This window comes from Symmachiella macrocystis (assembly GCF_007860075.1).
Classification (GTDB): Bacteria; Planctomycetota; Planctomycetia; order Planctomycetales; family Planctomycetaceae; genus Symmachiella; species Symmachiella macrocystis.
Genome location: NZ_SJPP01000001.1, coordinates 1,617,110 through 1,640,179, shown reverse-complemented (window position 1 = coordinate 1,640,179; position 23,070 = coordinate 1,617,110). Strand labels below are relative to the sequence as shown.

General features: G+C 55.4%; 16 protein-coding genes. 7 read left to right on the top strand and 9 right to left on the bottom strand.

What is annotated here, in order from left to right:
- The first annotated feature begins 170 nt into the window (after nt 1–170).
- Entirely contained in the window at nt 171–2,327 is a 2,157-nt protein-coding gene (locus tag CA54_RS06375; protein ID WP_146369985.1) for a sulfatase family protein, read from the top strand.
- Nucleotides 2,328–2,521: 194 nt separating this feature from the next.
- Entirely contained in the window at nt 2,522–4,558 is a 2,037-nt protein-coding gene (locus CA54_RS06370) for a PEP/pyruvate-binding domain-containing protein (protein WP_146369984.1), read from the top strand.
- 4 nt (nt 4,559–4,562) lie between these two features.
- On the opposite strand, the gene CA54_RS06365 is transcribed toward CA54_RS06370, so the two are convergent.
- On the bottom strand, nt 4,563–4,766 hold the full coding sequence (locus tag CA54_RS06365; protein WP_146369983.1) for a hypothetical protein: 204 nt from the start codon (nt 4,764–4,766) through the stop codon (nt 4,563–4,565).
- A 289-nt stretch (nt 4,767–5,055) separates the two neighbouring features.
- Between CA54_RS06365 and CA54_RS06360 the strand changes: the two genes are divergently transcribed.
- Entirely contained in the window at nt 5,056–8,178 is a 3,123-nt protein-coding gene (locus CA54_RS06360) for a PSD1 and planctomycete cytochrome C domain-containing protein (RefSeq protein WP_146369982.1), read from the top strand.
- A 185-nt stretch (nt 8,179–8,363) separates the two neighbouring features.
- Here CA54_RS06360 and ispH read toward each other — a convergent pair whose 3' ends face one another.
- Both ispH and glmS read right to left on the bottom strand, forming a co-directional pair.
- Nucleotides 8,364–9,305, bottom strand: a complete 942-nt coding sequence (ispH, locus tag CA54_RS06355) for a 4-hydroxy-3-methylbut-2-enyl diphosphate reductase (protein WP_146369981.1) — start codon at nt 9,303–9,305, stop codon at nt 8,364–8,366.
- Nucleotides 9,306–9,476: 171 nt separating this feature from the next.
- Nucleotides 9,477–11,339, bottom strand: coding sequence for a glutamine--fructose-6-phosphate transaminase (isomerizing) (gene glmS / locus CA54_RS06350; protein ID WP_146369980.1), 1,863 nt, complete (start codon nt 11,337–11,339; stop codon nt 9,477–9,479).
- A gap of 232 nt (nt 11,340–11,571) precedes the next feature.
- On the opposite strand from glmS, the gene hemW reads away from it, so the two are divergent.
- Nucleotides 11,572–12,708, top strand: coding sequence for a radical SAM family heme chaperone HemW (gene hemW / locus CA54_RS06345; protein WP_146369979.1), 1,137 nt, complete (start codon nt 11,572–11,574; stop codon nt 12,706–12,708).
- A 121-nt stretch (nt 12,709–12,829) separates the two neighbouring features.
- Nucleotides 12,830–13,618, top strand: coding sequence for an MBL fold metallo-hydrolase (locus CA54_RS06340; RefSeq protein WP_146369978.1), 789 nt, complete (start codon nt 12,830–12,832; stop codon nt 13,616–13,618).
- Nucleotides 13,619–13,660: 42 nt separating this feature from the next.
- Here CA54_RS06340 and CA54_RS06335 read toward each other — a convergent pair whose 3' ends face one another.
- Nucleotides 13,661–14,140: a GNAT family N-acetyltransferase gene (locus tag CA54_RS06335; protein WP_146369977.1), complete on the bottom strand. Its 480-nt coding sequence runs from the start codon at nt 14,138–14,140 to the stop codon at nt 13,661–13,663.
- Between the two features lie 632 nt (nt 14,141–14,772).
- On the opposite strand from CA54_RS06335, the gene CA54_RS06330 reads away from it, so the two are divergent.
- Nucleotides 14,773–16,053, top strand: a complete 1,281-nt coding sequence (locus CA54_RS06330; protein WP_146369976.1) for a hypothetical protein — start codon at nt 14,773–14,775, stop codon at nt 16,051–16,053.
- A 100-nt stretch (nt 16,054–16,153) separates the two neighbouring features.
- Here the strand turns inward: CA54_RS06330 and CA54_RS06325 are convergent, their stop codons facing one another.
- The 5 genes from CA54_RS06325 to CA54_RS06305 form a co-directional block, all read right to left on the bottom strand.
- The gene (locus CA54_RS06325; protein ID WP_231962987.1) at nt 16,154–16,852 is read right to left on the bottom strand and encodes a hypothetical protein; all 699 of its coding nucleotides are present in this window, start codon (nt 16,850–16,852) and stop codon (nt 16,154–16,156) included.
- 346 nt (nt 16,853–17,198) lie between these two features.
- Complete coding sequence (locus CA54_RS06320; RefSeq protein ID WP_146369975.1) at nt 17,199–17,882, bottom strand: hypothetical protein; 684 nt, start codon at nt 17,880–17,882, stop codon at nt 17,199–17,201.
- 147 nt (nt 17,883–18,029) lie between these two features.
- Nucleotides 18,030–18,605 (bottom strand): DUF2752 domain-containing protein, encoded by a 576-nt coding sequence (locus CA54_RS06315; protein WP_146369974.1) that lies wholly within the window; start codon nt 18,603–18,605, stop codon nt 18,030–18,032.
- Between the two features lie 60 nt (nt 18,606–18,665).
- Nucleotides 18,666–19,700 (bottom strand): GspE/PulE/PilB domain-containing protein, encoded by a 1,035-nt coding sequence (locus tag CA54_RS06310; RefSeq protein ID WP_146369973.1) that lies wholly within the window; start codon nt 19,698–19,700, stop codon nt 18,666–18,668.
- 241 nt (nt 19,701–19,941) lie between these two features.
- The gene (locus CA54_RS06305) at nt 19,942–21,519 is read right to left on the bottom strand and encodes an Hsp70 family protein (RefSeq protein WP_146369972.1); all 1,578 of its coding nucleotides are present in this window, start codon (nt 21,517–21,519) and stop codon (nt 19,942–19,944) included.
- 287 nt (nt 21,520–21,806) lie between these two features.
- On the opposite strand from CA54_RS06305, the gene CA54_RS06300 reads away from it, so the two are divergent.
- Nucleotides 21,807–22,958: an amidohydrolase family protein gene (locus tag CA54_RS06300; protein ID WP_146369971.1), complete on the top strand. Its 1,152-nt coding sequence runs from the start codon at nt 21,807–21,809 to the stop codon at nt 22,956–22,958.
- Nucleotides 22,959–23,070 lie beyond the last annotated feature (112 nt).

Sequence of the window (23,070 nt, the reverse complement as noted above, 5' to 3'; positions counted from 1 at the left end):
CTGGAAGGGCGTCGCCGGATTAGAAGCCGTATTATCCATCAGCCCCCGGCTTTGCCGGGGGGCAATCGAGCGCACGGTATCCCCCGGCCATCGAATTACGGTATAAAATCTATTGGTTCCATCCTAGCTTTCCTAGGCACCCTTGCCCAGTATATTCAGGAGACACCCAAATGAACCGCTGGTTCAGCCTATCCATCGCCACACTGTTCGTCTTTGCATTGGGCGACGACACCGCACAAGCAGCCGAGCAACCGAATATACTGTGGATCAGTTGTGAGGATATCAGTCCTGATTTGCGGTGTTACGGCGATGATTATGCCGTCAGTCCCCACATAGACCAGTTGGCGGCCGAAGGGGTGCTGTATTCGCGGGCCTTTTCCCACTCCGGTGTTTGTGCGCCGACCCGGTCGGGGATTATTACCGGCATGTATCCCACCAGCATCGGCACACCCCACATGCGTTGCCGTGGCGTGCCGCCGGCCGAAGTGCGTTGTTTCAGTCAGTATCTGCGCGCCGCTGGATATTACTGCACTAACAACAAAAAAACCGACTACCAATTCGAGTCGCCGCTCACTGCCTGGGATGAGAGTAGCAAACAGGCGCATTGGCGAAATCGCGAAGAAGGACAGCCTTTCTTTGCGATCATCAATCTTACGATTTCCCACGAAAGTCAAATTCGCAATCCTCGTCCAGAAACCAAAAAGCTGGTTTCCCGACTCAGCCCCGCCGAGCAGCACGATCCGGCGAAAGCGCCGCTGCCGAGTTACTATCCTGACACACCCTTGGTCCGCCGCGACTGGGCGAATTATCACGACAACATCACGGCGATGGATAAACAGGTGGCGGAGATCCTTCAGCAGCTCGAGGAAGATGGACTTGCCGAGGATACAATTGTTTGGTTTTGGGGCGACCACGGCCGCGGTTTGCCGCGGGGGAAACGCTGGATTTATGACTCTGGTCTGCAGGTACCGTTGATCATTCGCGTTCCCGAGAAATGGAAGCAGCGCGCGCTGCCCGAACATCCGGAGCAATTGGCAGCCGGAACTGTGAACGACGAATTGGTGGCCTTCATCGACTTTGCGCCTACGATGCTCTCGCTGGCCGGAATCGATATCCCAGAGCATATTCAAGGCCAAGCTTTTCTCGGCCCACAAAAAGCTGCGCCGCGAAAATATATCTTCGCTGCTCGCGACCGCATGGATGAACGTTACGACCTGATCCGCGCTGCGCGCGACAAGCGGTTCAAATATATCCGCAACGACATGCCGTTTATCCCCTATTCTCAAAACATCTCATACATGAACGAAATGCCAACCATGCAGGAGATGCGGCGCCTCGATGCTGCAGACAAATTGGTGGGGCCGCAAAAATTGTACTTCCGCCAAGTCAAACCAGTGGAGGAACTCTACGATACCGATGCCGATCCCGAAGAGCTAATCAATCTAGCCGACGATCCTAAGTACGCCGACAAGTTGGCCGAACTCCGCTCGCAAACTCGGCAATGGCGTAAGGAGATCGGCGACATCGGGCTGATTCCCGAGCCGATCTTCGACGAGATGAAACGCCCCGGCGGCAAGTATGCCGTGACCGCCGACCCCATTTTTACGATCACCAATGTCAACGACGCACAACGGTCGTACAAAGTGGCAATTGCTTCGCCGACCGCCGGGAGTTCTATCGCCTACCGCTTCGGCAAAGGACCTTATCAACTCTACACCCAGCCGGTCACGGTCAAACCAGGACAAAAGCTCACGGCCGTTGCCTGCCGCATTGGCTTTCGCGACAGCCAGGCCAACACGTTCCGACCCGGCGCTGCTACCGATCCACCGGCCGAGAGCGAGACGCCGGACTCTGTCCATTGGCGCGATGCACTCGACAAGTCCGACTTGCTGGAGCAATTGGCTGAACTGAAGGCAATTGATAGCGCGCAACCGGAGTCTGTCGCGAAATACTGTTCGGCGCTCGCCAGCGAACAAGCTGCAATGCGCTATTGGGCGATTACGGAACTCTATTATTCCGACGCGATCGACGAAGGCATCGCGAACAAAATTCGGCCCTATTTGGATGGCCCGTCGCCAGTGGTTTGTATTGCCGCAGCACAGGCCATTGCCGATGCGGATCCCGATGCCGCCTTAGCGATCTTGACCAAAATGCTCCAGCATCCACAAGACACAACACGCCTGAGTGCCGCGCTCGTTTTGGATGAACTCGGCGAAACCGCACGGCCGGCGATTCCCGCTATGCAGAATGCACGGCAAGACAAGTTCAAATATGTCGTCCGCGTCTGCGACGGCGCGCTCGCGCGGTTGGGTGTCCCCACGGATTGATGCTCCTGGGAGCGAATCTTCAAATTTCGAACGACTCCCAGCGGAACAAGCCATCCTAGAGTGAAGTACAGCCTTGTTGTCGAGCAAACTGCAATTGGGATTTTTTATCGAGCCGGAGTTTTTTGCGAATGGTTTCATGCGGCATCGGTCGCGCTTCTCCATTTTCATGGCCATCAAATTGAATTGCAAAGCCCATGATCATTCCGTTTGCTGATCTTGACTCATCGCAAGTTGCTGTGGCCGGTGGAAAAGGAGCCTCCCTGGGGGAATTGACTCGCGCCGGTGCGCCGGTTCCGCCCGGCTTTGTGATTTCCAGTAGTGCCTTTACGGATGCAATTCACTCGGGCGACCATCAACGGTATTTGCAGGATACCCTAAGCCGACTGAACGGTAACGAAATTGAACCGGACGAAGCCGCTCGAGAGATTGCCATCCACCTTGAGTCGGTCCATGTGGTCGAGGACGTTGCATCGGCGATCCAGCTGGGACTTGAGACACTCGGCGTCAACTCGGTTTCAGTCCGTTCCAGTGCCACATGCGAGGACAGTGGTTCCAGCGCTTGGGCAGGACAGTTGGAAACCTATCTCAATGTCCCCCCGGAGCACGTCGTCGGACGCGTGCGAGATTGCTGGATGTCGATGTTTAGTCCGCAAGCACTAGCGTATGGCGCCGTTCACGGATACGGAGCGGGACAGTTCGCGGTCGCGGTCGTTGTGCAGCAGATGGTGGCCAGTGAGATATCGGGAATCGGCTTCTCCGTGCATCCGGTGACACAGGAGCCGAACATCATGCTCATCGAAGCTTGTCTAGGGCTTGGAGAAGCGATTGTTTCTGGTCAGATCAACCCCGACCAGTATGTTGTCGAGCGAGACAGTGATCGGATCATTGCATCTGTTGTCGGCGAGCAACGACAAGCCTTATATGTCGCGTCTGAGGCATCTCCGGCCCAATGGCGTGAATTGGGCGCGCGCGGAAGTGCGCGAAAAATCAGCGACGAACAGGTGGTTGAATACGCGCGCTTGTTGTCCCGGATTCATCACCATTATGGCCATCCGATGGATACGGAATGGGCGATTGAAAACGACCAGTTTCAAGTATTGCAGGCGCGGCCAATCACGACGCTGGCGGCCGAATATCAGGAATCGTTAATTGACCTGAGCACCGAATGGCAACCGATCGTCCGCCGACCGCAATCGCTCATCGAGGTTTCTATCGCATCGCATTGGATTGATGCGCAACACGCACACAATCCCCTCGGCATTCACTTCGATCGCGAACTCGCAGTCCAAGATCAGGCGGGGATGGCGCAACTCTTTCAAAACAAGGAGGCGTGCGAGGCGTGTTTCGAGCGCGTCAAGGACGCTTTTCAGAAAGATCGAGCACTACTCCTCGAAATGATGCAGCATGGCCAGCAAATTTATCGCAACGTGCAATCGCAAATCGATCAGGGGCCAGAGGGATTCAACAGTTTGGATGAGGCGGCGGAATTCTTTGCCGAGGTTGCTCAATACACAACAATTTATCCATTCTGGGTATTGAATACCCTGGGCATTGAAGAAATTGACGATCCGGAGCTGCGCGGCTTGGCCGAAGAACTCAGGTCCCGGTCGCTGTATCCCACAATAGAACGGAAGATTATCGATCCCTACGTGGCCCGACTGACAGCGGATATGGGATTTTCCGCGCCCGACGAAGCACCGAATGTTGTGACCTGGAGTGAACTACGACGCGGGAGCCTCGACCGTGATGAGCTGGAGTCACGATTGCAAGCGATCCGTGACGGTCACCGTTTCATCTTCCAATCGATCGACGGCGAAGACCAAGTGCACTTCGTAAAGCAAACCGAGTACTTGCTGATGCGGCTCGCCAAACAACGGCAAGTTGTCCCTCGCTCCGATAAAAACCAGTTAACCGGAAGCACCGCTTGGCCGGGCCATTATACGGGTCGCGCGCGAGTCATCCTCAGTCCCGACACCGTCGGCCAGACCTTTGAAGAAGGCGAAGTGCTGGTGTCGATTCAATCCAGCCCGGCATTGATGCCATTCCTAACACGCTGCGGAGCAATCATTACCGACGATGGCGGAATCGCCTGCCACGCCGCTATTATCGCCCGTGAACTTTGCAAACCAACGCTCATTGGTACCGGAAGGGCGACATCAACCATTCATACCGGAGATCTGGTGGAGGTCGATACCTACTCACAAGTCGTGCGGATTCTCGAACGAGTCTAACGGTTCAATTCGCCACCGCTGCATCCTGGTCCATGAGTTCAGCTGTGATGCGTGCTGCATAGATCTGTGCAAAGCGATTGATCTGTTGCGGCAACAGCGCCAACACCATTTCCGCGACGGCAACCTCCCGATCCAATAACGGAAAAGGTGCTAACTCATCGTCGATGGCGATGACCATTTCCAACGACAGCGGGTGAAATGTTTTCATTCGTGGGGCCTTTCAGCGGCAACGCGACCGGATGTAGGTGATTTCATTCGCTCGGCTAATCGGTCCTTCAGCTAATAACGCGACAAGTCGGTACAAAATCGGTAATCGGTTTCTGCTTTTTGGAGGCAGTGGCAATTGAGACGGACTCCACGCGCGCGAAAGCGGCCCGTTTGCAGCGGCCTGTGATCCGTCGAAGTTCACAAGGCCGCGGAAACGTAGTAAAGTGAATGCATCGCCTAGTTGTGGGCGGTGGTTTGCGGATGATCGATGCGGAGAGAGGGAAACCAGGATGATGCAGAGATTCACCGGGCTGATCGGATTGGTAGTGTTGTGCTGCGGCAATGGAATGCCAGCTGCGGAAATTAATTTTGGCCGTGATGTGCAACCGATTCTGTCGGATAAATGTTACGCCTGCCACGGTCCCGATGCGGAAGAACGCCAAGGGGGCGATCCCGACGCGGGGGGACTCCGCTTTGATACAAAAAAGGGAGCCTTCGTCGATTTGGGAGGCTATGTCGCCATCGATCCCGGTCAACTGGAATCGAGCGAGTTGGTCACGCGGATCACCACTAAGGATGAAGGTCTGGTGATGCCGCCGGTCGATCACCCCAAACAACTCACCGATGAGGAAAAGAAAATCCTGATTGAGTGGATTCGCCAAGGCGCCCCCTGGAAAAATCATTGGGCCTACACCCCGCCTGTTTTACATCCAGTCCCCAAAGTATCCGCCGCTGCCCCATATAATTTCATCGACAATTTTATTCTCGCCCGATTGCAAAGCGCATCGGTAAAACCTGCGCCGGCGGCTGACAAACGGACACTGTTGAGGCGGCTCAGTTTTGATCTGACCGGATTGCCCCCCACAGTTGAAGAGATGCAAGCATTTTTGGCGGACGACTCTGCCGAGGCTTACGAAAAGTGTGTCGATCGCCTACTGGCCTCGCCGCACTACGGCGAACGAATGGCTATGTACTGGCTGGACTTGGTCCGCTATGCCGATTCCGTTGGCTACCACGGTGATCAACCGGTGAGCGTCTCTCCGTATCGCGACTATGTGATCGAGGCCTTCAATGACAACATGCCCTTCGACCGCTTTACCCGCGAACAATTGGCGGGTGACCTGTTGCCCAATCCCACACAGGAGCAATTGATCGCCTCAGGGTATAACCGTCTCGGCATGATGTCGGCCGAAGGGGGCGTGCAGCCCAAGGAGTACCTGGCCAAATACGCCGCCGATCGCGTGCGGACCGCCGCATCGGTCTGGTTGGGTTCGACGCTGGGTTGCGCAGAATGCCACGACCACAAATACGATCCCTTCACCTCCAAAGACTTTTACCGCTTCGCTTCGTTTTTTGCCGACATCAAAGAAAAAGGGTTGTATTCCGGATCACACGCGACGGGCCGATGGGGACCGCAGGTCGACGTGCCCAATGACCGCTTACCGGTTTTGCTGAAACCGATCGATCGGCAACTTGCCGAGTTGCAAAGCCTCATCGAGACACCAACCGAAGAACTGGCAGCGGCGCAAATCGCATGGGAACAAGAACTCGCCACAGCTCCGGCATGGCAGGTCGTCATCCCCGCAACCGCTGCGGCGCTGCACGAAACCAAACTCGCCGTGCTTGAGGATCACTCGCTGCTGGCCTCCGGTCCGGATTCGGCCCACAACAGCTATACGATTACCGCCAAGATTCCGCTGAAAAACATAACTGGATTTCGCGTCGAGGTTTTGCCCGACAAATCGCTCCCCAAAAATGGTCCGGGACGCGCGGGGAATGGTAACTTTGTCCTGACCGAATTTCGCGTCTCCCGCACCACTGAGAACGAGGCAGCGGTGATGCCGATCGAATTGAAAAATGCCTCCGCCACGTTCGAGCAGACGATCGGGGCGGGCAAACTGCCGGATAAAAAATGGTCAGCCGCTCATACCGTCGACAGCGACCTCAAAAACCCCGGCTGGGGTTGGGCGATCTTGCCGGAAGTCGGCCAGGAAAACCACATGGTCGCCGAAACGGCCGAGGTACTCGCCAATGAGGACGATGCAACCTTCACCTTTGTCTTGGATCAAAACTATGCCTCCGGCGGGCATACGCTGGGCCGATTCCGCATCGCAGCCACCACCGCTCCGCAACCACTCAAAGCGGGCGAACTCGATCCGCTCACCCAAGAGATCCGCGCCATCTTAACCGTCGCCGCTGAACAGCGCACCGAGGAACAGGCCCAACAACTCGCCGCCTACTACCGCTCGATCGCGCCCGCCTTAGCGGAGACACGCGAGAAAATTGCCGCTCTGAAAAAACAACGTGAGGAAACCGTTGCCGCCAACACGCGTACCACATTGGTGACAGTCTCGGTCACGCCGCGGGAAATGCGCGTGCTGTCCCGTGGGAATTGGATGGACGATTCCGGCGATGTCGTCCAACCGGGCGTCCCGAACTTCCTTCCGCAGATTGAGACTGAGCAGCGCGCGACACGTATTGATTTAGCGAATTGGCTCACCGCACCTGAGAACCCACTCACGGCGCGGGTCTTCGTCAATCGACTATGGCAGCGCTATTTTGGCACCGGCATTTCCAAAATCTCGGACGATCTCGGCGCACAGGGCGAACCGCCGGTGCATCCCGAATTGCTGGACAATCTAGCTCTTGAGTTTGTTGAAAGTGGCTGGGATATCAAGCACATCATCAAGTTGATCGTCCTGTCCAACACGTACCGGCAATCGTCGCTCATGCGCGACGGCTTGGCGGAGGTCGATCCGTATAACCGTTTGTTGGCGCGGCAGTCCCGTTTTCGGCTCGATGCGGAAATCATTCGCGACAACGCCTTGGCCGTCAGCGGGCTGTTGGTCGACAAACTGGGCGGACGCAGCGTGATGCCGTATCAGCCCGAAGGATTGTACCGGCACCTGAATTTCCCCGCGCGGACCTATAAAGTAGACAGCGGCGAAAACCAATATCGCCGCGGCGTCTACACGCATTGGCAGCGGCAATTCCTGCATCCGGCGATGAAGGCCTTCGATGCTCCGGCGCGCGAAGAATGCACCGCACAGCGACCCCGCTCCAACACTCCGCTGGGCGCACTGGTTCTGCTCAACGATCCCTCCTACGTCGAAGCCGCCCGCGCATTCGCCGCTCAAGTAATTCTACAGGGAGGAACGAAAACAAACGACCGGCTCCACTGGATGATGCAGCACGCCCTGTCACGCAACGCCGACGAACAGGAGATCGCCGTGCTAACCGATTTGTTACAGACACAGCGCGCCGCATACACCGCAAACCCAGCCGCCGCCGAAAAACTAATCCACACCGGCCAGTCCCAGCCCCCCAAAGACATCCCCGCCCCAGAACTCGCCGCCTGGACCGCCGTCACACGCACGGTATTCAATCTGCACGAGTTTATTACGCGGAATTGATACGGTGGAATTCAGGATGGCCGCGATAGCTCGGCTATCGGGGCGGGCAAAGCCCGCAAGAAGCCCCAGTTTCCGCGCTGGTTGACAAGAGAAGCCTCTTTGGCACGGACCGCTGAAATGGGGGCTTCTTGTGCCTGCGGCACACGGATTGCCGTTGGCAATCCGTGCCACCCATTCGTTGAGGCTCACCGTTCCGCCGCTTGCAACACCCGCAGTTCCTTCGGCAGTTGGAATTGCACGTTTTCTTCACGGATCGTCATCACTTCGACCGTTGCGTCATAATCCGCGACCAAGCGGTCGATGCATTGTTCGACGACGACTTCCGGGGCACTGGCGCCGGCCGTGATGAGTACTGTCTCGCTGCCGGTGAACCAGGAGGGGTCGATTTCTTTGGCGCCGTCGATCAAATGCGATGGCTTGCCCATTCCGGCGGCGATCTCTGCCAGTCGTTTGCTGTTGGAACTGTTTTGACTTCCCAGCACCAACACGACATCCGTTTGCGGAGCCAGTGTGGAGACCGCCTCCTGCCGGTTGGTTGTCGCGTAACAGATATCCTCTTTGGGGGGCGACTCGATGTGCGGAAAGCGTTCTCGCAAGCGTTCGATCACCGTATTCGCCTCCGACACGCTGAGGGTCGTTTGTGTGAGATAGGCGATTTTGCTTCCGGGTGGGAATTCCAGCTGATCGACATCTTCGGCGGTTTCCACCAGCGTAATCGATTCGGGAGCTTCTCCCATCGTGCCGATCACTTCGTCGTGCCCTTCGTGGCCGATCAGCACAATGTTGTAGTGTTGTTTGGCAAAGCGGACCGCTTCGAGGTGCACTTTGGTCACCAGCGGGCAGGTGGCATCGATCGTCCGCAGATTGCGACTGGCTGCGTGTTCCCGCAACTCCGGCGAGACACCGTGCGCGCTATACAACAAAAACGCCCCGTGCGGGACTTCGTCCAGGTCGTTGACAAAGGTCACTCCCTGAGCGGTGAAATTTTCGACGACGTATTTGTTGTGCACAATTTCGTGGTAGACATAAATTTCGGGCCCGCAGATGCGGAGCGCCTCGTCCAGACACTCAATTGCCATATTGACGCCCGCACAAAACCCGCGCGGGTTGGCCAGCAAGATTTTCATCGATTCTCCGCCCACAATCTCTACGTATGTATAATATCCATGCCTCAGCCCCAGTACTGCGGGATGGTGAGAACCGCAGCACATCGCATGTCATAACATGCCAATGCCTATGATAACTCAGCGATGCGCGATTGGGGAAGTGGCGAGATGGATTGGGGCAAGAAACCCGCGTTATTCCACCGTCACGCTTTTCGCCAGATTGCGTGGGCGGTCAACATTGCAGCCTCGCAGTATTGCGACGTGATAGGCCAGTAATTGGAGCGGAATCGAGGTGACAATCGGTTGCAGATACTCTTCGACATCCGGTACGAAGATCACGTCGTCGGCTGCTGCGGAGATTTCTTTGTCCCCTTCGCAGGCAATGGCAATCACCGGTCCCTTGCGGGCTTTGACCTCTTCGAGGTTGCTCATCACCTTGGGGTACATCGTCCCGTGTGGAACCACAAACACGCTCGGAGTGACTTCGTCAACCAATGCGATCGGCCCGTGCTTCATTTCGGCCGCTGGATAGCCTTCAGCATGGATGTAGCTGATTTCCTTCAGTTTCAACGCGCCTTCCAGGGCCACGGGGAAATTATAAAGCCGGCCCAGGTAGAGGAAATTGTTGCGGTCGAAATACTTCGTGGCGATTTTCGCGACAGCTTCGTTGCAGGCGAGTGTTTTTTCGACCAGTTGCGGCAATTGGCGCATCTGTTTGATCAAGCGTTGCCCGGCGGGAAACGACAGATGCCGCATGCGCCCCAGATAGAGGGCCAACAACATTAACGACGTCACTTGTGAGGTAAACGCCTTGGTCGAGGCGACGCCGATTTCCGGTCCCGCATGCAGATAAATTCCACCGTCCGCTTCGCGGGCGATCGTCGAGCCGACGACGTTGCAAATCGCCATCGTCGCATGCCCTTTGCGGCGGCTTTCCCGTAGCGCCGCCAACGTATCGGCCGTCTCGCCGCTTTGTGTGATGGCGAACGTCATCGTGCGGTCGGTCATGGGCGGATTGCGATAACGAAACTCGCTGGCATATTCGACTTCCACCGGAATGCGGGCGAATTCCTCAATCAGATACTCTCCGACCAGCGCCGCATGCCAACTTGTACCGCAAGCCGTTAAGACAATTCGATCAACGTGCCGCAAATCCTGTACGTCGACATTGAGTCCGCCAAACTTCGCACTGGCAGCATCATCGTCGATGCGTCCCCGCAAACAGTTTTCCAGCGATTGGGGTTGCTCGAAGATCTCCTTGAGCATGTAGGTATCGAAATTCCCCAAATCAATATTACCGGCGACATGATCCAGGGTTTGAATCGAGGGCGCCCGTTGTCCGGAATCACGATGGATAATTTCCATCCCCTCGGGGCTGAGGAACGCCCATTCGTGATCGTCGAGATAGACGACTTCGTCGGTATGTCCGACGAGCGGACTGGAATCGCTGGCTAAGAAGTATTCGTTGTGCCCAATGCCGATCACCAGCGGACTGCCGGCTCGGATCGCCACCAACAATTCCGGGTGATCACGAAAAATGATCGCCAGTCCGTAGGTGCCTTTGAGTTGTTTTAATGACATTTCGAGCGTGCGTTGAATCGTCGCGCGATCCTGGGGATCGTCCCCCATGCGAATACATTCATCCAGATGATGGGCGATGAGATGTGCGACCACTTCGCTATCGGTCGTGGTTTTGAACACGTACCCACGGACTTGCAGCGATTCCCGTAGCGACGCATAGTTCTCGATCACGCCGTTGTGCACCAATACCACCTCGCCGTTGCCGCCCACATGCGGATGCGAGTTGGTGTCGGTTGTTTCGCCGTGTGTCGCCCAGCGGGTATGGCCGATCCCCAGGCTGCCCTGGATCGGTTCCTCGTCGAGCAATTTGACCAGTTCGCCCACGCGACCGGCGCGTTTGCGGATGTTGATGCCTTCGCCATTGCGAACGGCGATTCCCGCGCTGTCATAACCGCGGTATTCGAGCCGATGTAGTCCCTCGACCAGTAACGCAGAAGCCGGTTTTCCACCCACATACCCCACGATTCCACACATACTTCGCGCTCCGTTCGTAGCCGGACGATACGATGCCTTGCCTGCGTAGAGCATCGACCGTCTTGGGATTGGTCGCCCGTCTGAAAAAAACTCCGCCGTGCGAGCTGCGACGCGGCGGAAACTACCAGAAAACCGCACTTTTGGTCAATTGCGGTCCACCGCGATTGCCGAACTTACCGACGCCGTCTATTTTAACGCTGCTGGTCTAGCTCTTTGCCATTGGTATTTTCCCATGAACCCGGTTTTTGCCCCGCCACAAGCAATCTATATCCACGTGCCGTTTTGCGCGCATCGCTGTGGATATTGCGACTTCACGCTTGTCGCCGGCAAGGATCACTTGATCAACAACTATCTCCGCGCACTGGAAATGGAGTTGTCCCGCGTCGAAGATTCTCCCGAGATCAGCACGCTTTTTTTCGGCGGCGGCACCCCGACGCACCTACTCCCGGCAGACCTAAAGCGGTTGTTGGAGATCGTGTTGAGTAAATTTCGCTTGGCCGCTGGCTGCGAATTCAGCGTCGAAGCCAATCCGGCCGGTTTGAGCGAGGAGAAAATCGCCATCCTGGCCGACGCGGGTGTCAATCGCGTCAGTCTGGGAATTCAATCGTTTGATGCCCAAATCCTTTCGGTGTTGGAACGGGATCATCGTCAGGAGGAAATCGACCAATCCCTACAGTGGCTTCGCCGTCGGATCAACAACATCGCCCTGGATTTGATATTCGCAGTCCCCGGACAATCGCTCGCACTCTGGGAGTCGACTCTCGAAATGGCTGTCGCTCATCACCCGCAGCATCTCTCGACGTATGGGCTGACATTTGAAAAAGGCACTGCCTTTTGGACCCGCCGTGAAAAATCGCAACTCACGCCGGCAACACCAGAGCTGGAACGGGAGATGTACGCCCTGGCACTCGATAAACTCCCCGCCGCCGGTTACGAGCACTATGAAATCTCCAATTTCGCGCAGCCCGGTTTTCGTTGCCGACACAACGAAGTCTATTGGACCGGACAGTCCTATGATGCCTTCGGACCGGGAGCAGCACGGTATCTCGACGGCCGTCGCTCGATCAATCACCGCAGCGTGACGACATGGTTGAAGCGAACATTGGCCGGCGAATTACCGATCGGGGAGACGGAAATGCTCTCTCCCGAAGACCGCGCACGGGAGGCCATCGCCCTCGGCCTACGCCGCCGCGCGGGCATCGATTTGATGGAGTTCCACGAACGCACCGGTTACGATCTACTCGAGTTGGCTGGTGACGCTGTTGACAGTCTCACCGCCCAAGGTTGGTTGGAGCGTAACAGCGGCACGATTCGGCTGACGCACGAAGGCTTGTTTTTCGCCGATCAGGTGGCGGGAGAGTTTTTGTGAAGGAATGGCCCGGAAAATTAGCATCCCGAGCCAACAACTTGCCACATTGGCGGACCAGCCTTAGAATGCAACGCGCACTTTCCCTATCAGACGATCTCTACAGTCGTAATCCGAGGCCCGCATGCTGCAGCGACGCGAATATTTTCCCAACGTCATCGAAATGAACTACCAGGCCCGCCAGCGGTTGGGGTGCTGTGTTTATTTGATTTTCGATCAGTCTGAGTGGATGTTGATCGATATCGGTTACGAAGACACTGTTCCCGAAATTGTCGAATTGATTCGACAAATGGATTTCCCGTTGGCCAATTGCAAATATCTGGTGCTGACCCATCCCGATGTGGACCACGCCCAGGGCGCCCGCAAATTTTGCGAGTTGGTGGGCGACACCCAAATCGTCGCGCATCCAGGGGCTGTGAAACCGTTGGCCGATGCGGATCGAATTCGCACGTTTGCCGAAATCTCCGCCCAGGGAATCTCACTCGATATCCAGCCGATCAAAGTCGATCGACAAGTCGATGAGGGGGATGTTCTGGAAGTGGGAGACATCAAAATCGAGGTCTGGCACACTCCGGGGCATACCGACAGCCAGTTGGCGTTCCGTTGGAACGACCTGCTGTTTTCCGGCGACAACATCTTTCGCGACGGCGGTGTCGGTGCCATTGACGCGCATCACGGTTCCGATATTCCGGCGTTTATCAAATCACTACGGCGCATCAAGGACTCGGACGCGAAGTGGTTACTCCCCAGTCACGGGCCGGCGTTTCATAAGGATGACGCCACGTTGCAACAGGCGATCGACCGCTTGGATGCCTATCAACACCTGTCCGATTTCGGCACGTGTGCCATCGATTGGCCTTTGCTGGACGAATGGGAAGAAGATCTGATCGCCGGGAACAAACCACAGCCGTAGCCGTCCTGTGGAATTCGACCGGACGAACGAGCGCCGGCTGGGCTATTGCGGCGCCGGTTTGTCTGCCTCGAACAGCGCTTCCATCACATGATAACCCGGCATCGTCATGCCCAGTTTGTAATACGTCTGTTGCGCCCGATCATTTTCCCGCTCAACATAGAGCCGCAGCCCCACGACATCTTTGTCTGCCGCGGCTAAGGCGTATACATGTTCGTACAGCGCGCGGAATACGCCGCGACCGCGGTGGGCTGGCTCAACAAAAACGCTTTGTAGCCACCAGATTTCGCCGTTGCGCCAATCGCTCCACTCCCGCGTGTGCATCACCTGCCCCACGACGCGGTCATCGATGACGGCGACAAAGTACTGCGCTTTGTGCTCATCTAACAACGCCGCCCGGACGCCCGGTTCCAGTGCTTCAGGTGATAACTGTTTCCCTTCCGTCTCGGCGGCGAGGGCGGAATTGGCGGCGGCAATGATGGGCCAATCCTCAAGTACGCCTTTTCGGATATGTATCGGAGTCATCGTGCGTGTCCGGTTTGATTCACGTTTGGGTGTCTCGGTCATGAGGCGTCAGTAGAACGCAAACCGGGACCCAAATCGAGGCTGGGAGAGCATTTCGGCTACACATTCGCTAGCCAAGGGCTGTTACGCATCGAAGATCGTCGATGCGACTTGAATAGGAAGGGGATTTTACCGGTATTGCGGTACATTCCGCCTCGTGGGGTGGTGGCGGATTCAATTTTGAGAAATCAGGGGGACTTGGCAGGATTCCATGTCAGAACATATCTCACAAATGGCGATACTAGGGCATATGGGAATTACAAGAAGAATTTACCGCTCACCTAGTTCTTTCCGTTTGACAAGCTCGAATTCATGATTTCCCTCCTCGTAAGAGGGGAATCGCCTAATGACGGCCGGACGGCTGCTGCGATATCGCTGGATCGGTGTTATCCCGATCCAGTTATGAGGGTCGGCAACAGACTCCAAAACCCAGCTCAACGACTTTTGTTGGGCCAGGCCAATGTGGAGCGGACCGGTTGCGATAGCCAACGGTGGCTAAGGCGAGCACAAATTCAACTTGAATCCACAATCCAGACATAAATCCGTATCTGAGGGAGCGAACCTTGGACAACTCTGATATCAGGAATCTTGACGTGAAAAATCATTCCGAATCTTCAATGTTTGAACTAAGCAAGCCGTATTGGATCATGATGTTTGCCGGGCTCGCCGTGGCAATGATCGGATTGCATTATCTGGTTTCGAAGCCGCTCGAGCGCCAACTCGCGATGATGCAGGGAGAAATCGATCAGGTGCACCGCCAAATGGAAGACTTGGTCGATATGCGTAGCAGTGTCAAAAATACCAACACGTTGCTCAGCGGACTGCAGGCGCAACGACAGCAACTTGCCGATGCACAAAGCGCGTTGGTTAAGGTTCGCCAATTGCGGGCCGAAGTCGCCGCTGAAGCCCGTCAAGCGAATATCTCCTTGACCCAATTGCGGGAAATCAACGACTTGCAAGCAATGTTGTTGGACAATCAGGAAATGACCGAGTCGGCACGTCGTGCACTGACCGGCATGGCCGAAATTCAAAACCAACTCGTCGAAGAATATATCTCGACCCCGACCGCGCAAGAAACGCTGCAAGAATTGATCACGCTGAGCCAAATGGCACAGGATCAAGCAGTCAATATGCAAGAAGCCGAGAAGGCGATGGATGCCATGGTCAACGTCAAAACGCAACTCGTCGCCCAATCGGATGACCTGCCCAAAGCGCACAGCAACTTGACGCAACTGATCAACCTTAAGGATCGGATTCGTGAAGATGCCGCAGACTTGGCCCAAGCCCAAGCCGCCGCCGACGGCGTGATCGAACTCAAGGGTAAAATCGAGTCACAGGCCGGCGATACCGCCAATGCTACGACCATCGTCGATGAACTGTTTGCCTTGCGGGATTATCTGTCCGCCGGGGAACGAGACGTGGTCGCCGCCCGGACCAACCTCGATACACTGTTGACGATGAAAGATTCGCTCAACAGCCAGAATGAAACGTTGGCCGACGCCGTGCAGACTCTGGAAATTCTGGTCGACTTCCAAGAAGAATTCGAAGGACGCGTCGCCAGCTTGGGGGCCATGCGGCAGGGACTGACGGAAATGATGATGATGGAAACCAGCATCGGCCGCCTGACACGGGCACTGCAACCGTTGGCCGAACTGGGCAACCTCCGCCGATTGGGCAACGCGGAACTTCGCGACGCGGCCCGCGTGGTCTTGGAGAAACGCAATGCTCGGATCGGGATGAAATCGGACACGGTCACCAGTGAATCGATTTCCACCGAATCTGTCGAGACGGACTCCACGGAGTTGGCGCCGGTTCCGTTTCCGCTGAGCGAGGAAGAAGAAATCGACTTCAAGAAAGTCCTCGACATCGAATGATTTTTGTGGTCAAAATCAGTGATGTCCAATAGTAACGGCGGGAAGCATCTGCAGAAGTGCTTCCCGCCGTTTTCGTATTCTTTGTGCCGCAGGTGCAACGTTAGTCGACAACGCCGTGTGCGATTTCGTCGCCGGCATAATGTTCGTAGAACAATTGGCCGATCTCTTCGCTCAACCGGGACAAGTACAGGGCTTTGAATCGGTCGCGTTTGATTTCATGTGCGGGCTTGGGGGCACGGATGGGATAGACGGAGACGATCTCCTTGGTGAAGATCTCCTCGCCATTGCCATCATTCATGTCAAACACTTTGACCATTGCTGTCGTACGTCCGCGATACAATTCCATCGAACCTTCTTCCCACAGAGTGTATTCCTGCATGTCGATGTAGACGACCCAATCCGCCTCGAGAGCATGGCCGACTTCCGCGGGGGAATCCCAATCGTCGTTTTGGTCCAACCAGTTTTGTACGGCGGCCGGGGCAATGACCTTCATGCCGTGGCTGTTCAGCCGCATGGCGACATGTTGGGCTAACTCGTCGTCAACATCCTCGGTGTCGAATTTGAGTTCCTTGGGAGCATAGCAGACGACGGCGATTCGTTTTTCGTCCTTTTTGAGCGACGTCTTGGTTTGAATGTCAAACGGGGGTTCGATGGAAGGGGGACCACCGATGAGATAGCCCAGAAGGACGACCGCCTTACAGCCGGTGCAAGTGGATGCTAAAAGCATCGAGCAGAGCAACAGCTTCAGCATCTGTCGGCGGGGCTGATCCTGCTTCGTGTGGTTGTTATCAATTCTCATATCTGCGATCCCTCGCCGGTAAATATTTTAAGACGATACGAACGGTCGGTGCTTTTACCAATCGCACCTGAGTCTCCCATTTATGCAATCGGAGATACCTTACGACTCAATGTTTTGTTTTAACTGCCGATACAAACTTCGAAAATCTGCGTTCAATGAACTTCCTTGGCGGTAAAGGAAGTCGTTGCCATGGTCTGTTCCCAAGCCAGGTCGAGAGCATAGTCACGGCGTGATTTGGGGATTGTGTGTCACGAGCTTTGCCGGTGCAAGACCAACTTTTCAGGCGGCTGGAAAACACGGGGTGAGCCGTTGCGGCCTGGGGTTTGTTGGTTGCCCCTCGGTAGGTTTAGTCGAACGTCTCTTCCGGACGGTGTTCGTAAAACAGTCTCGCGATTTGTGTGCTCAGTTGATCAACGTAACGTTTGCGAAATGCTTGTTTACTGATTCGATCAGCCATTTCGGGGTACTGTCTAGGAAAGACAGAATCGATGGTGTTGCTGAAAATCCGTGAATCGAATTCGTTGTTTTCGTAGACCGAAACCTCGATCTGCGAACGACCGCGATACAAGCCCGGACTGTCTTTCTCCAAATAGCTGAATTCGTTGACATCTACGAGAACTAAAAAGTCCGCATCTGTGAATTTTTCAAACAGATCCTCGGGGCTGCCCCAATCACCGCCGTTGTCGTCGATCCAAGTTGCAACTTTATGACTGTCGATGACTTCGATGTCGTGTTGCTTAAATCGCCGGCTAAGCTCGGCCTGCAATTCTTGGTCGAGCGCTGCGGCTTCGCTATCGCTCCCCAAGGGGGCTTCGCAAATCACAACCGCTTTGACCCCTTTTTCTCCCAGCGACTTTTTCGAGAATTCTTCGAATGCGGCCGGGATTTTCGGCCGTCCCATGAGCATCACACCCGTTTCGACCATCAGCGAACAACCGGCCATTGTCGATGCGCTGCCGCAGAGTAGAAGCAAGGTCAGCCAACCCAGCCGATGGGGGCGTTGCTTGAATGAAAGGTTTGTATTCGACATTTCGCGCTCCATCGCAGCTGCCGTTCTATTCTCTGTCTCACCGTCGGCGGACGATTGCCGGGCTACGTGTCGCAAATCCCTAGGGATTCGTCGACAGCGTTGATTGATCGGTAAATCCGTTTACCAATGGTGGTGAATTGAGGTTTCTTAAAAAATTTGCCGACACCAATTGATGACGGCCACTAGGGAAATGCCGCCGACCACGATCAGTGCGAAATTTGTGGGTTGGTGAACCCACCACAGTCGCCCTTTGAGTGCACTGATCCAGCACCAGGGGATTTGAATCAAACAGGTGATTGCAAGTAACAATCCAGCGATATTCGCCCGAGCTGCAGCGGCAATTTGCCCGCGTATAAAATGGGAGAAACTCGTGGTCATTCCGCAACTAGGACAAGGGATGTCGAACAAGATTTGAAACGTACAAGGTGGAAAACCGAGACTTTGATGCGTGCCGAAACCTCGCGGATCGGGACGCATGCTGGCAGCCAAGGCAAACCCCACACACAGAAACAGGCTCCACAGAACCAGCAAAACACGAATGCCGGTGCCGATAGGATGTCCGCTGGAGAGGGGTGTTTTGATAAGTGATTGAGAGGAGCGGGTTAAATACTCGTTTCCGGTCGTCGCTGCAAGAGCGCTTTGCGACCTCTCCGCAGGATCGGCCGTATTCCGGTCATTGTCCGGCAATTGCTGACTGCCTGAGCTCTCTTGAAATTCGTTCACCGCAGTGTATCTCAATAGTCTTGCGAAGCCGGACCGGGCCAGTCCGTTTCTAGGCGGATCTCATGACCGCGGCCAGAAGGCGACATAACAAATTGCGGCTGTCAAAGCGGGGAGCAAGAAATAACCCAATAATGAAAGGCCGTCGAGGTAAGTGGATGAGTCGATGACGAATCCGTCGAGCAGATTGGCAATCACGAAGCTGAAGCAAAAAGCAATGATGCACAATTGTTTCTGTTCGCGCGCTTGATCACCCCGCGTTGGTTCTTTTTTCTTTGCCGCCTTCTTTTTCTCGGCTTTTTTTGCCTTCCCTTTTTTTCCACCTTCTCCCGCCTTGGGGGATTCCACCTCTTCTTCGGCTTCCTCACGGACGCCGGGGGCATAGTATTTGGCGATGGCTTGATTGATGGCCATGGGCGCCGCGATCACGTCGCGGACTGGTAGGCTGAACCGCAGTCGCAAATCATCCTCGACATCGGCTGTGATTGGATTCACGCCGGCAACAAGCAACACGTCGTCATCTTCATCGATGAACAACGGCAGGATCGAATGTTTCTTAACCATTGAGCGGGGGACGCGATCCAGAACGTCATCGTCGGGAATCATGTCGGCGAGATCGACGAAGGGGCGTCCCAGTGAAGTGGCGAGAGCGCGGGCGGCCGCATCGGCTTTGACCGCCTTGAGCTGGACCAACGCATCCCGCATTTCGATGCCCAGGTTGTCGCACATCTGACGCGCTTCTTGGATCTGGGCGTCGCTGATTATGTCCTGGTCCAACAGAATCTTCTCGATGGGGGGCAGGGCGCCAGGTTCATCGTCATCATCGAATTCACGGCCGAGTTGCTCGTCGTAATCGCGTTTCCGTTCCGCATCAGTCAGGCAGAGCATGGCCTTGGCCAATTCGTTGAGCAACGCCTGCGATTCGTCCATGTATTGTCCAGTCGCGTATTTGCGGACATGGGCGTTGAGTTTGCGGTAATTGGCTTGCACCTTTTCCGCACTGTCTTCAAATTGCACGAGACGTAGCAACTGATAATGGTCGGGCGGACGCTGATCTTCCGGGATCCCCAGCCATTCCTTATAGACATCGATCGCCACTCTGGTTCACTCCTCAGATCTATTGACGAGGTGCTCTGTTGCGTCCGTCGACACCGGACAAGCCAGTTCGTCAAGGTTCTGGATCAAGTTGGATTTGTGTCGTCGGTTGTGCCGTTGACAAGAATCGTGAATCGCCGGGTTTGGCGAGACGAAAAGTGCCGTTTCCAACACGGGAAAATAGGAAGCGAGCCTCTTCGTCGTTGAAGAGGCCCGCCTGAATTTCCCACAGCATGCGATGGGTTTATTCGACTTTATATTCGCTAGCCAGTGTTTCAAAGCTGTTCAAACCGGCGGAGTCCAATCCTGAAGCCCGCACAATTTCCGCCGAGGCTTCTTTATTTCCCGTCAGGTCACGGGCGGTGGCATGAATCCGTCCATTGGCGTCGTAACTATAGGTCACTTCGACCGGAGATCCGGCCGGCAGGTCCGGGGGCAAGCCGACGACGCGAAAATCGCCAATTTGCGAACAGGCATCGACATCTTTCACTTCCCCTTCCAACAAGTAAACGTGTACCGATTGCTGGTTGGCGGAGTTGGTTGTAAACCGTTCGGTTCGCGAGAAGGGAATGGTTGTATTGCGGGGAATCATGATGTGATTGATTTTCCGCGTCCGCTCGTCCGGGTCGGTGATTTTGATTCCCAGGGAGTGCGAGTTGACGTCCTCAGACGAGACTGACTGGAGGCGGTTCATCACTGCCTTGGCCATGCGGCTTTCACCGCCAGTGACCTTGGCTTCTAAGATGGCAGCATGAATCGCCGCCCCTTGTGCAACCGCCACTTCGGCGTTCAGTTCCCGAGACGGTGAACGCTTACACACATCGAGAAGCATCGATTCGACCGAGGGCATGTGTGTCGAACCACCAACCAAGATCATTTCGTCCAAGGTTCCTGGATCGACGTTGGCTTGTTGCATCACCAATTCTGTGGTGTCGCGTGTCCGTTGCAACAGGTCGGCTGTCATCCGCTCGAAATCGCCTCGCGTGAGTGCGACGGTGAGTGTCTTGCCTTTGTAGTAGACATTGACCGGCACTTGAGCTTTGGAGCTGAGCGCCAATTTCGCTGCTTCGCATTCTTGCGACATTTGCAGCGCTGTTTCGGGATCTTCCCGGGGGTCCATGCCGAACTTTTGTTTGAACTGTTCCGACACGTGGTCGACAATTCGCGCACTCCAGTCGAGTCCACCTAAGTAGACGTCACCATCGGTCGCCAACACGCGGAAGTGAGTCGGTGTATAACGCACGACGGTAACGTCGAACGTTCCGCCCCCCAGGTCGTAGACGAGAATCGTGCGTTCGATGTCTCCCAAGTCGGTACGGCCCAGTTCGCCCTTCATCCAGGCATAGGCCAATGTGGCAGCGGTCGGTTCATTGATAATGTCAATGATATTCAGACCGGCAATTTGCCCGGCATCTTGTGTCGCTTTGCGGCGAACATCGTTGAAGTAATAGGGAACGGTGACGACCGCATTGGCGATGGGGCCGATTTGTTGTTCGGCATCCTGCTTGAGTTTTTTGACGATCAGTGCCGACAGAAACTCAGGCGTCAGCTTTTTCCCTTCGTAGACCTTAAAGTAATTCTTGTTGCCCATTTGGCGTTTGACTGCTTCGACAATATGAGCCGGATCAGAAACGGAGATCCGTTCAAACGACGGGCCGACGAGAATATGCCCTTGGTCTCCGAGCAAAATCACCGACGGTGTGATTGACTTTCCGTCGGAGTTTTTCAAAGAGACCGGGTTGCCGTCTGCGTCCAATTGGGACATTGTCGAGAATGTCGTTCCCAGATCGATGCCTACTGTTTGACCGTCGAGTAACTTCATGATCGTGCCTTAAGAGAGTTTTTGTATTTGCAAAACGTGTTTCTGATATGCGAAGGCCCTGACAATGCGGAGTGGCGACGTATACAACGTGAATGCAGATGGCGCATTCAACCGTAGCCATGCATTTTGACAGCAGACTGTGAGAGAATCAAGCGCCTATTCGTTATCAGGGGTTTGATTGCAAATCCATCCTCCTCCTGGTTTTCAACGGATTTTGTGGATCACAATTCACAATGCATTGAGCGATCAAAGGACCAAAATACCAATTTGATGGCGGAGCGACCCAAATGTCTGGAAATACGCACGAATTACTCATTCGCGCCGGGCGAGTCTATTGCGCGCAAAACCGTTTTGACGCGGTCGCTGCGGTCGCCGTTTCTGGGGGGCGGATCACCGCCATCGGTCCGCATCTGTCTAAAATAGTCGCCGACACGGAACTCAATTTTCCCGACGCGGTCCTGCTACCGGGATTGGTCGATTTGCACGCGCACCCCGCGATCACCGGGTCAAAGTACGGCATCCACCCCGATACCGAACTGCTCAAACGGGGTGTGACGACTGTTCTCTCGCAAGGGGACGCCGGGGGCAATAACTGGGAAGAGTACCGTCGCACAACGCTACTTCCCGCGCGAATGCGGATTCGCATGGCACTCAATCTGTCCGCCCTCGGCGAATCGATGCCCGGAGGCTGCTTCGAGGAGTTCGCCTGGGTCGATGTGGACCAATGTGTCGCCACCATCAATTCCTCGGTTGAATCGAGCGGCGATGAAATCTGGGGGATCGCTGTAAATGTCAGCCGGATCGCTTGTGGCAAGACCGACCCCCGCGCCGTCATGGATCGGGCTTTGCAGGTCGCAGCGCAAACCGGGCGGCCCATTTTATACGGCATGCGCGATCCGCGTGATTGGCCACTGGATGACCAACTCTCACAGCTCCGTGCGGGGGATGTCGTAACCTATTGTTTTCGCGCGGAACCCTTTGGAGTCGTACAAAAAGGAGTGATACCCGGTTGTATCCGTGCGGCGCGTGAGCGAGGTGTCTTGTTCGATGTAGGGCATGGGATGGCGTCGTTTGATTTTTCGGTGGCTGAAACGGCTCTCGCTGCAGGATTTCCACCGGATACGATATCGTCAGACCAATACGCTCGGCACATCGGTTCCAAGCCGCCCCACGATTTGCTGCGGACGATGTCGAAACTGATCGCAGCTGGGATGCCCGAACCCGATGCCTTCGCAGCTGTTACGTCGCGCCCCGCAGATATTCTGCGTCTCGGCAACGAAATCGGCCAGTTGACGCCCGGTGCCTGTGCGGATCTAACCGTCATCCAATACAACGCCGACGCCGCTGCTCTGACCGATACTCAAAGTGTCCCCCGTCCAGGCGGCTGCTGGGAGCCACTGTTGACGATTCGAGCGGGGGAACAAATCCTGCCGACATAATCGCCGCAAGCCCGCTGTATTCAGGGGCCGCCGTCCGTATCTGCGGAATCCCATTAGCAAAAACCACCATTTCCCGCAGTCCGCTGTTTGCGTCCGCAGCGTTTTCAATTGG

What these genes read in the sequence shown, in the direction of transcription:
- CA54_RS06375 (WP_146369985.1), top strand. Translation starts at nt 171, where the DNA reads ATGAACCGCTGGTTCAGCCTATCCATCGCCACACTGTTCGTCTTTGCA.
- CA54_RS06370 (WP_146369984.1), top strand. Translation starts at nt 2,522, where the DNA reads ATGATCATTCCGTTTGCTGATCTTGACTCATCGCAAGTTGCTGTGGCC.
- CA54_RS06365 (WP_146369983.1), bottom strand. Translation starts at nt 4,766, where the DNA reads ATGAAAACATTTCACCCGCTGTCGTTGGAAATGGTCATCGCCATCGAC.
- CA54_RS06360 (WP_146369982.1), top strand. Translation starts at nt 5,056, where the DNA reads ATGATGCAGAGATTCACCGGGCTGATCGGATTGGTAGTGTTGTGCTGC.
- ispH (WP_146369981.1), bottom strand. Translation starts at nt 9,305, where the DNA reads ATGAAAATCTTGCTGGCCAACCCGCGCGGGTTTTGTGCGGGCGTCAAT.
- glmS (WP_146369980.1), bottom strand. Translation starts at nt 11,339, where the DNA reads ATGTGTGGAATCGTGGGGTATGTGGGTGGAAAACCGGCTTCTGCGTTA.
- hemW (WP_146369979.1), top strand. Translation starts at nt 11,572, where the DNA reads ATGAACCCGGTTTTTGCCCCGCCACAAGCAATCTATATCCACGTGCCG.
- CA54_RS06340 (WP_146369978.1), top strand. Translation starts at nt 12,830, where the DNA reads ATGCTGCAGCGACGCGAATATTTTCCCAACGTCATCGAAATGAACTAC.
- CA54_RS06335 (WP_146369977.1), bottom strand. Translation starts at nt 14,140, where the DNA reads ATGACTCCGATACATATCCGAAAAGGCGTACTTGAGGATTGGCCCATC.
- CA54_RS06325 (WP_231962987.1), bottom strand. Translation starts at nt 16,852, where the DNA reads ATGAGAATTGATAACAACCACACGAAGCAGGATCAGCCCCGCCGACAG.
- CA54_RS06320 (WP_146369975.1), bottom strand. Translation starts at nt 17,882, where the DNA reads ATGTCGAATACAAACCTTTCATTCAAGCAACGCCCCCATCGGCTGGGT.
- CA54_RS06305 (WP_146369972.1), bottom strand. Translation starts at nt 21,519, where the DNA reads ATGAAGTTACTCGACGGTCAAACAGTAGGCATCGATCTGGGAACGACA.
- CA54_RS06300 (WP_146369971.1), top strand. Translation starts at nt 21,807, where the DNA reads ATGTCTGGAAATACGCACGAATTACTCATTCGCGCCGGGCGAGTCTAT.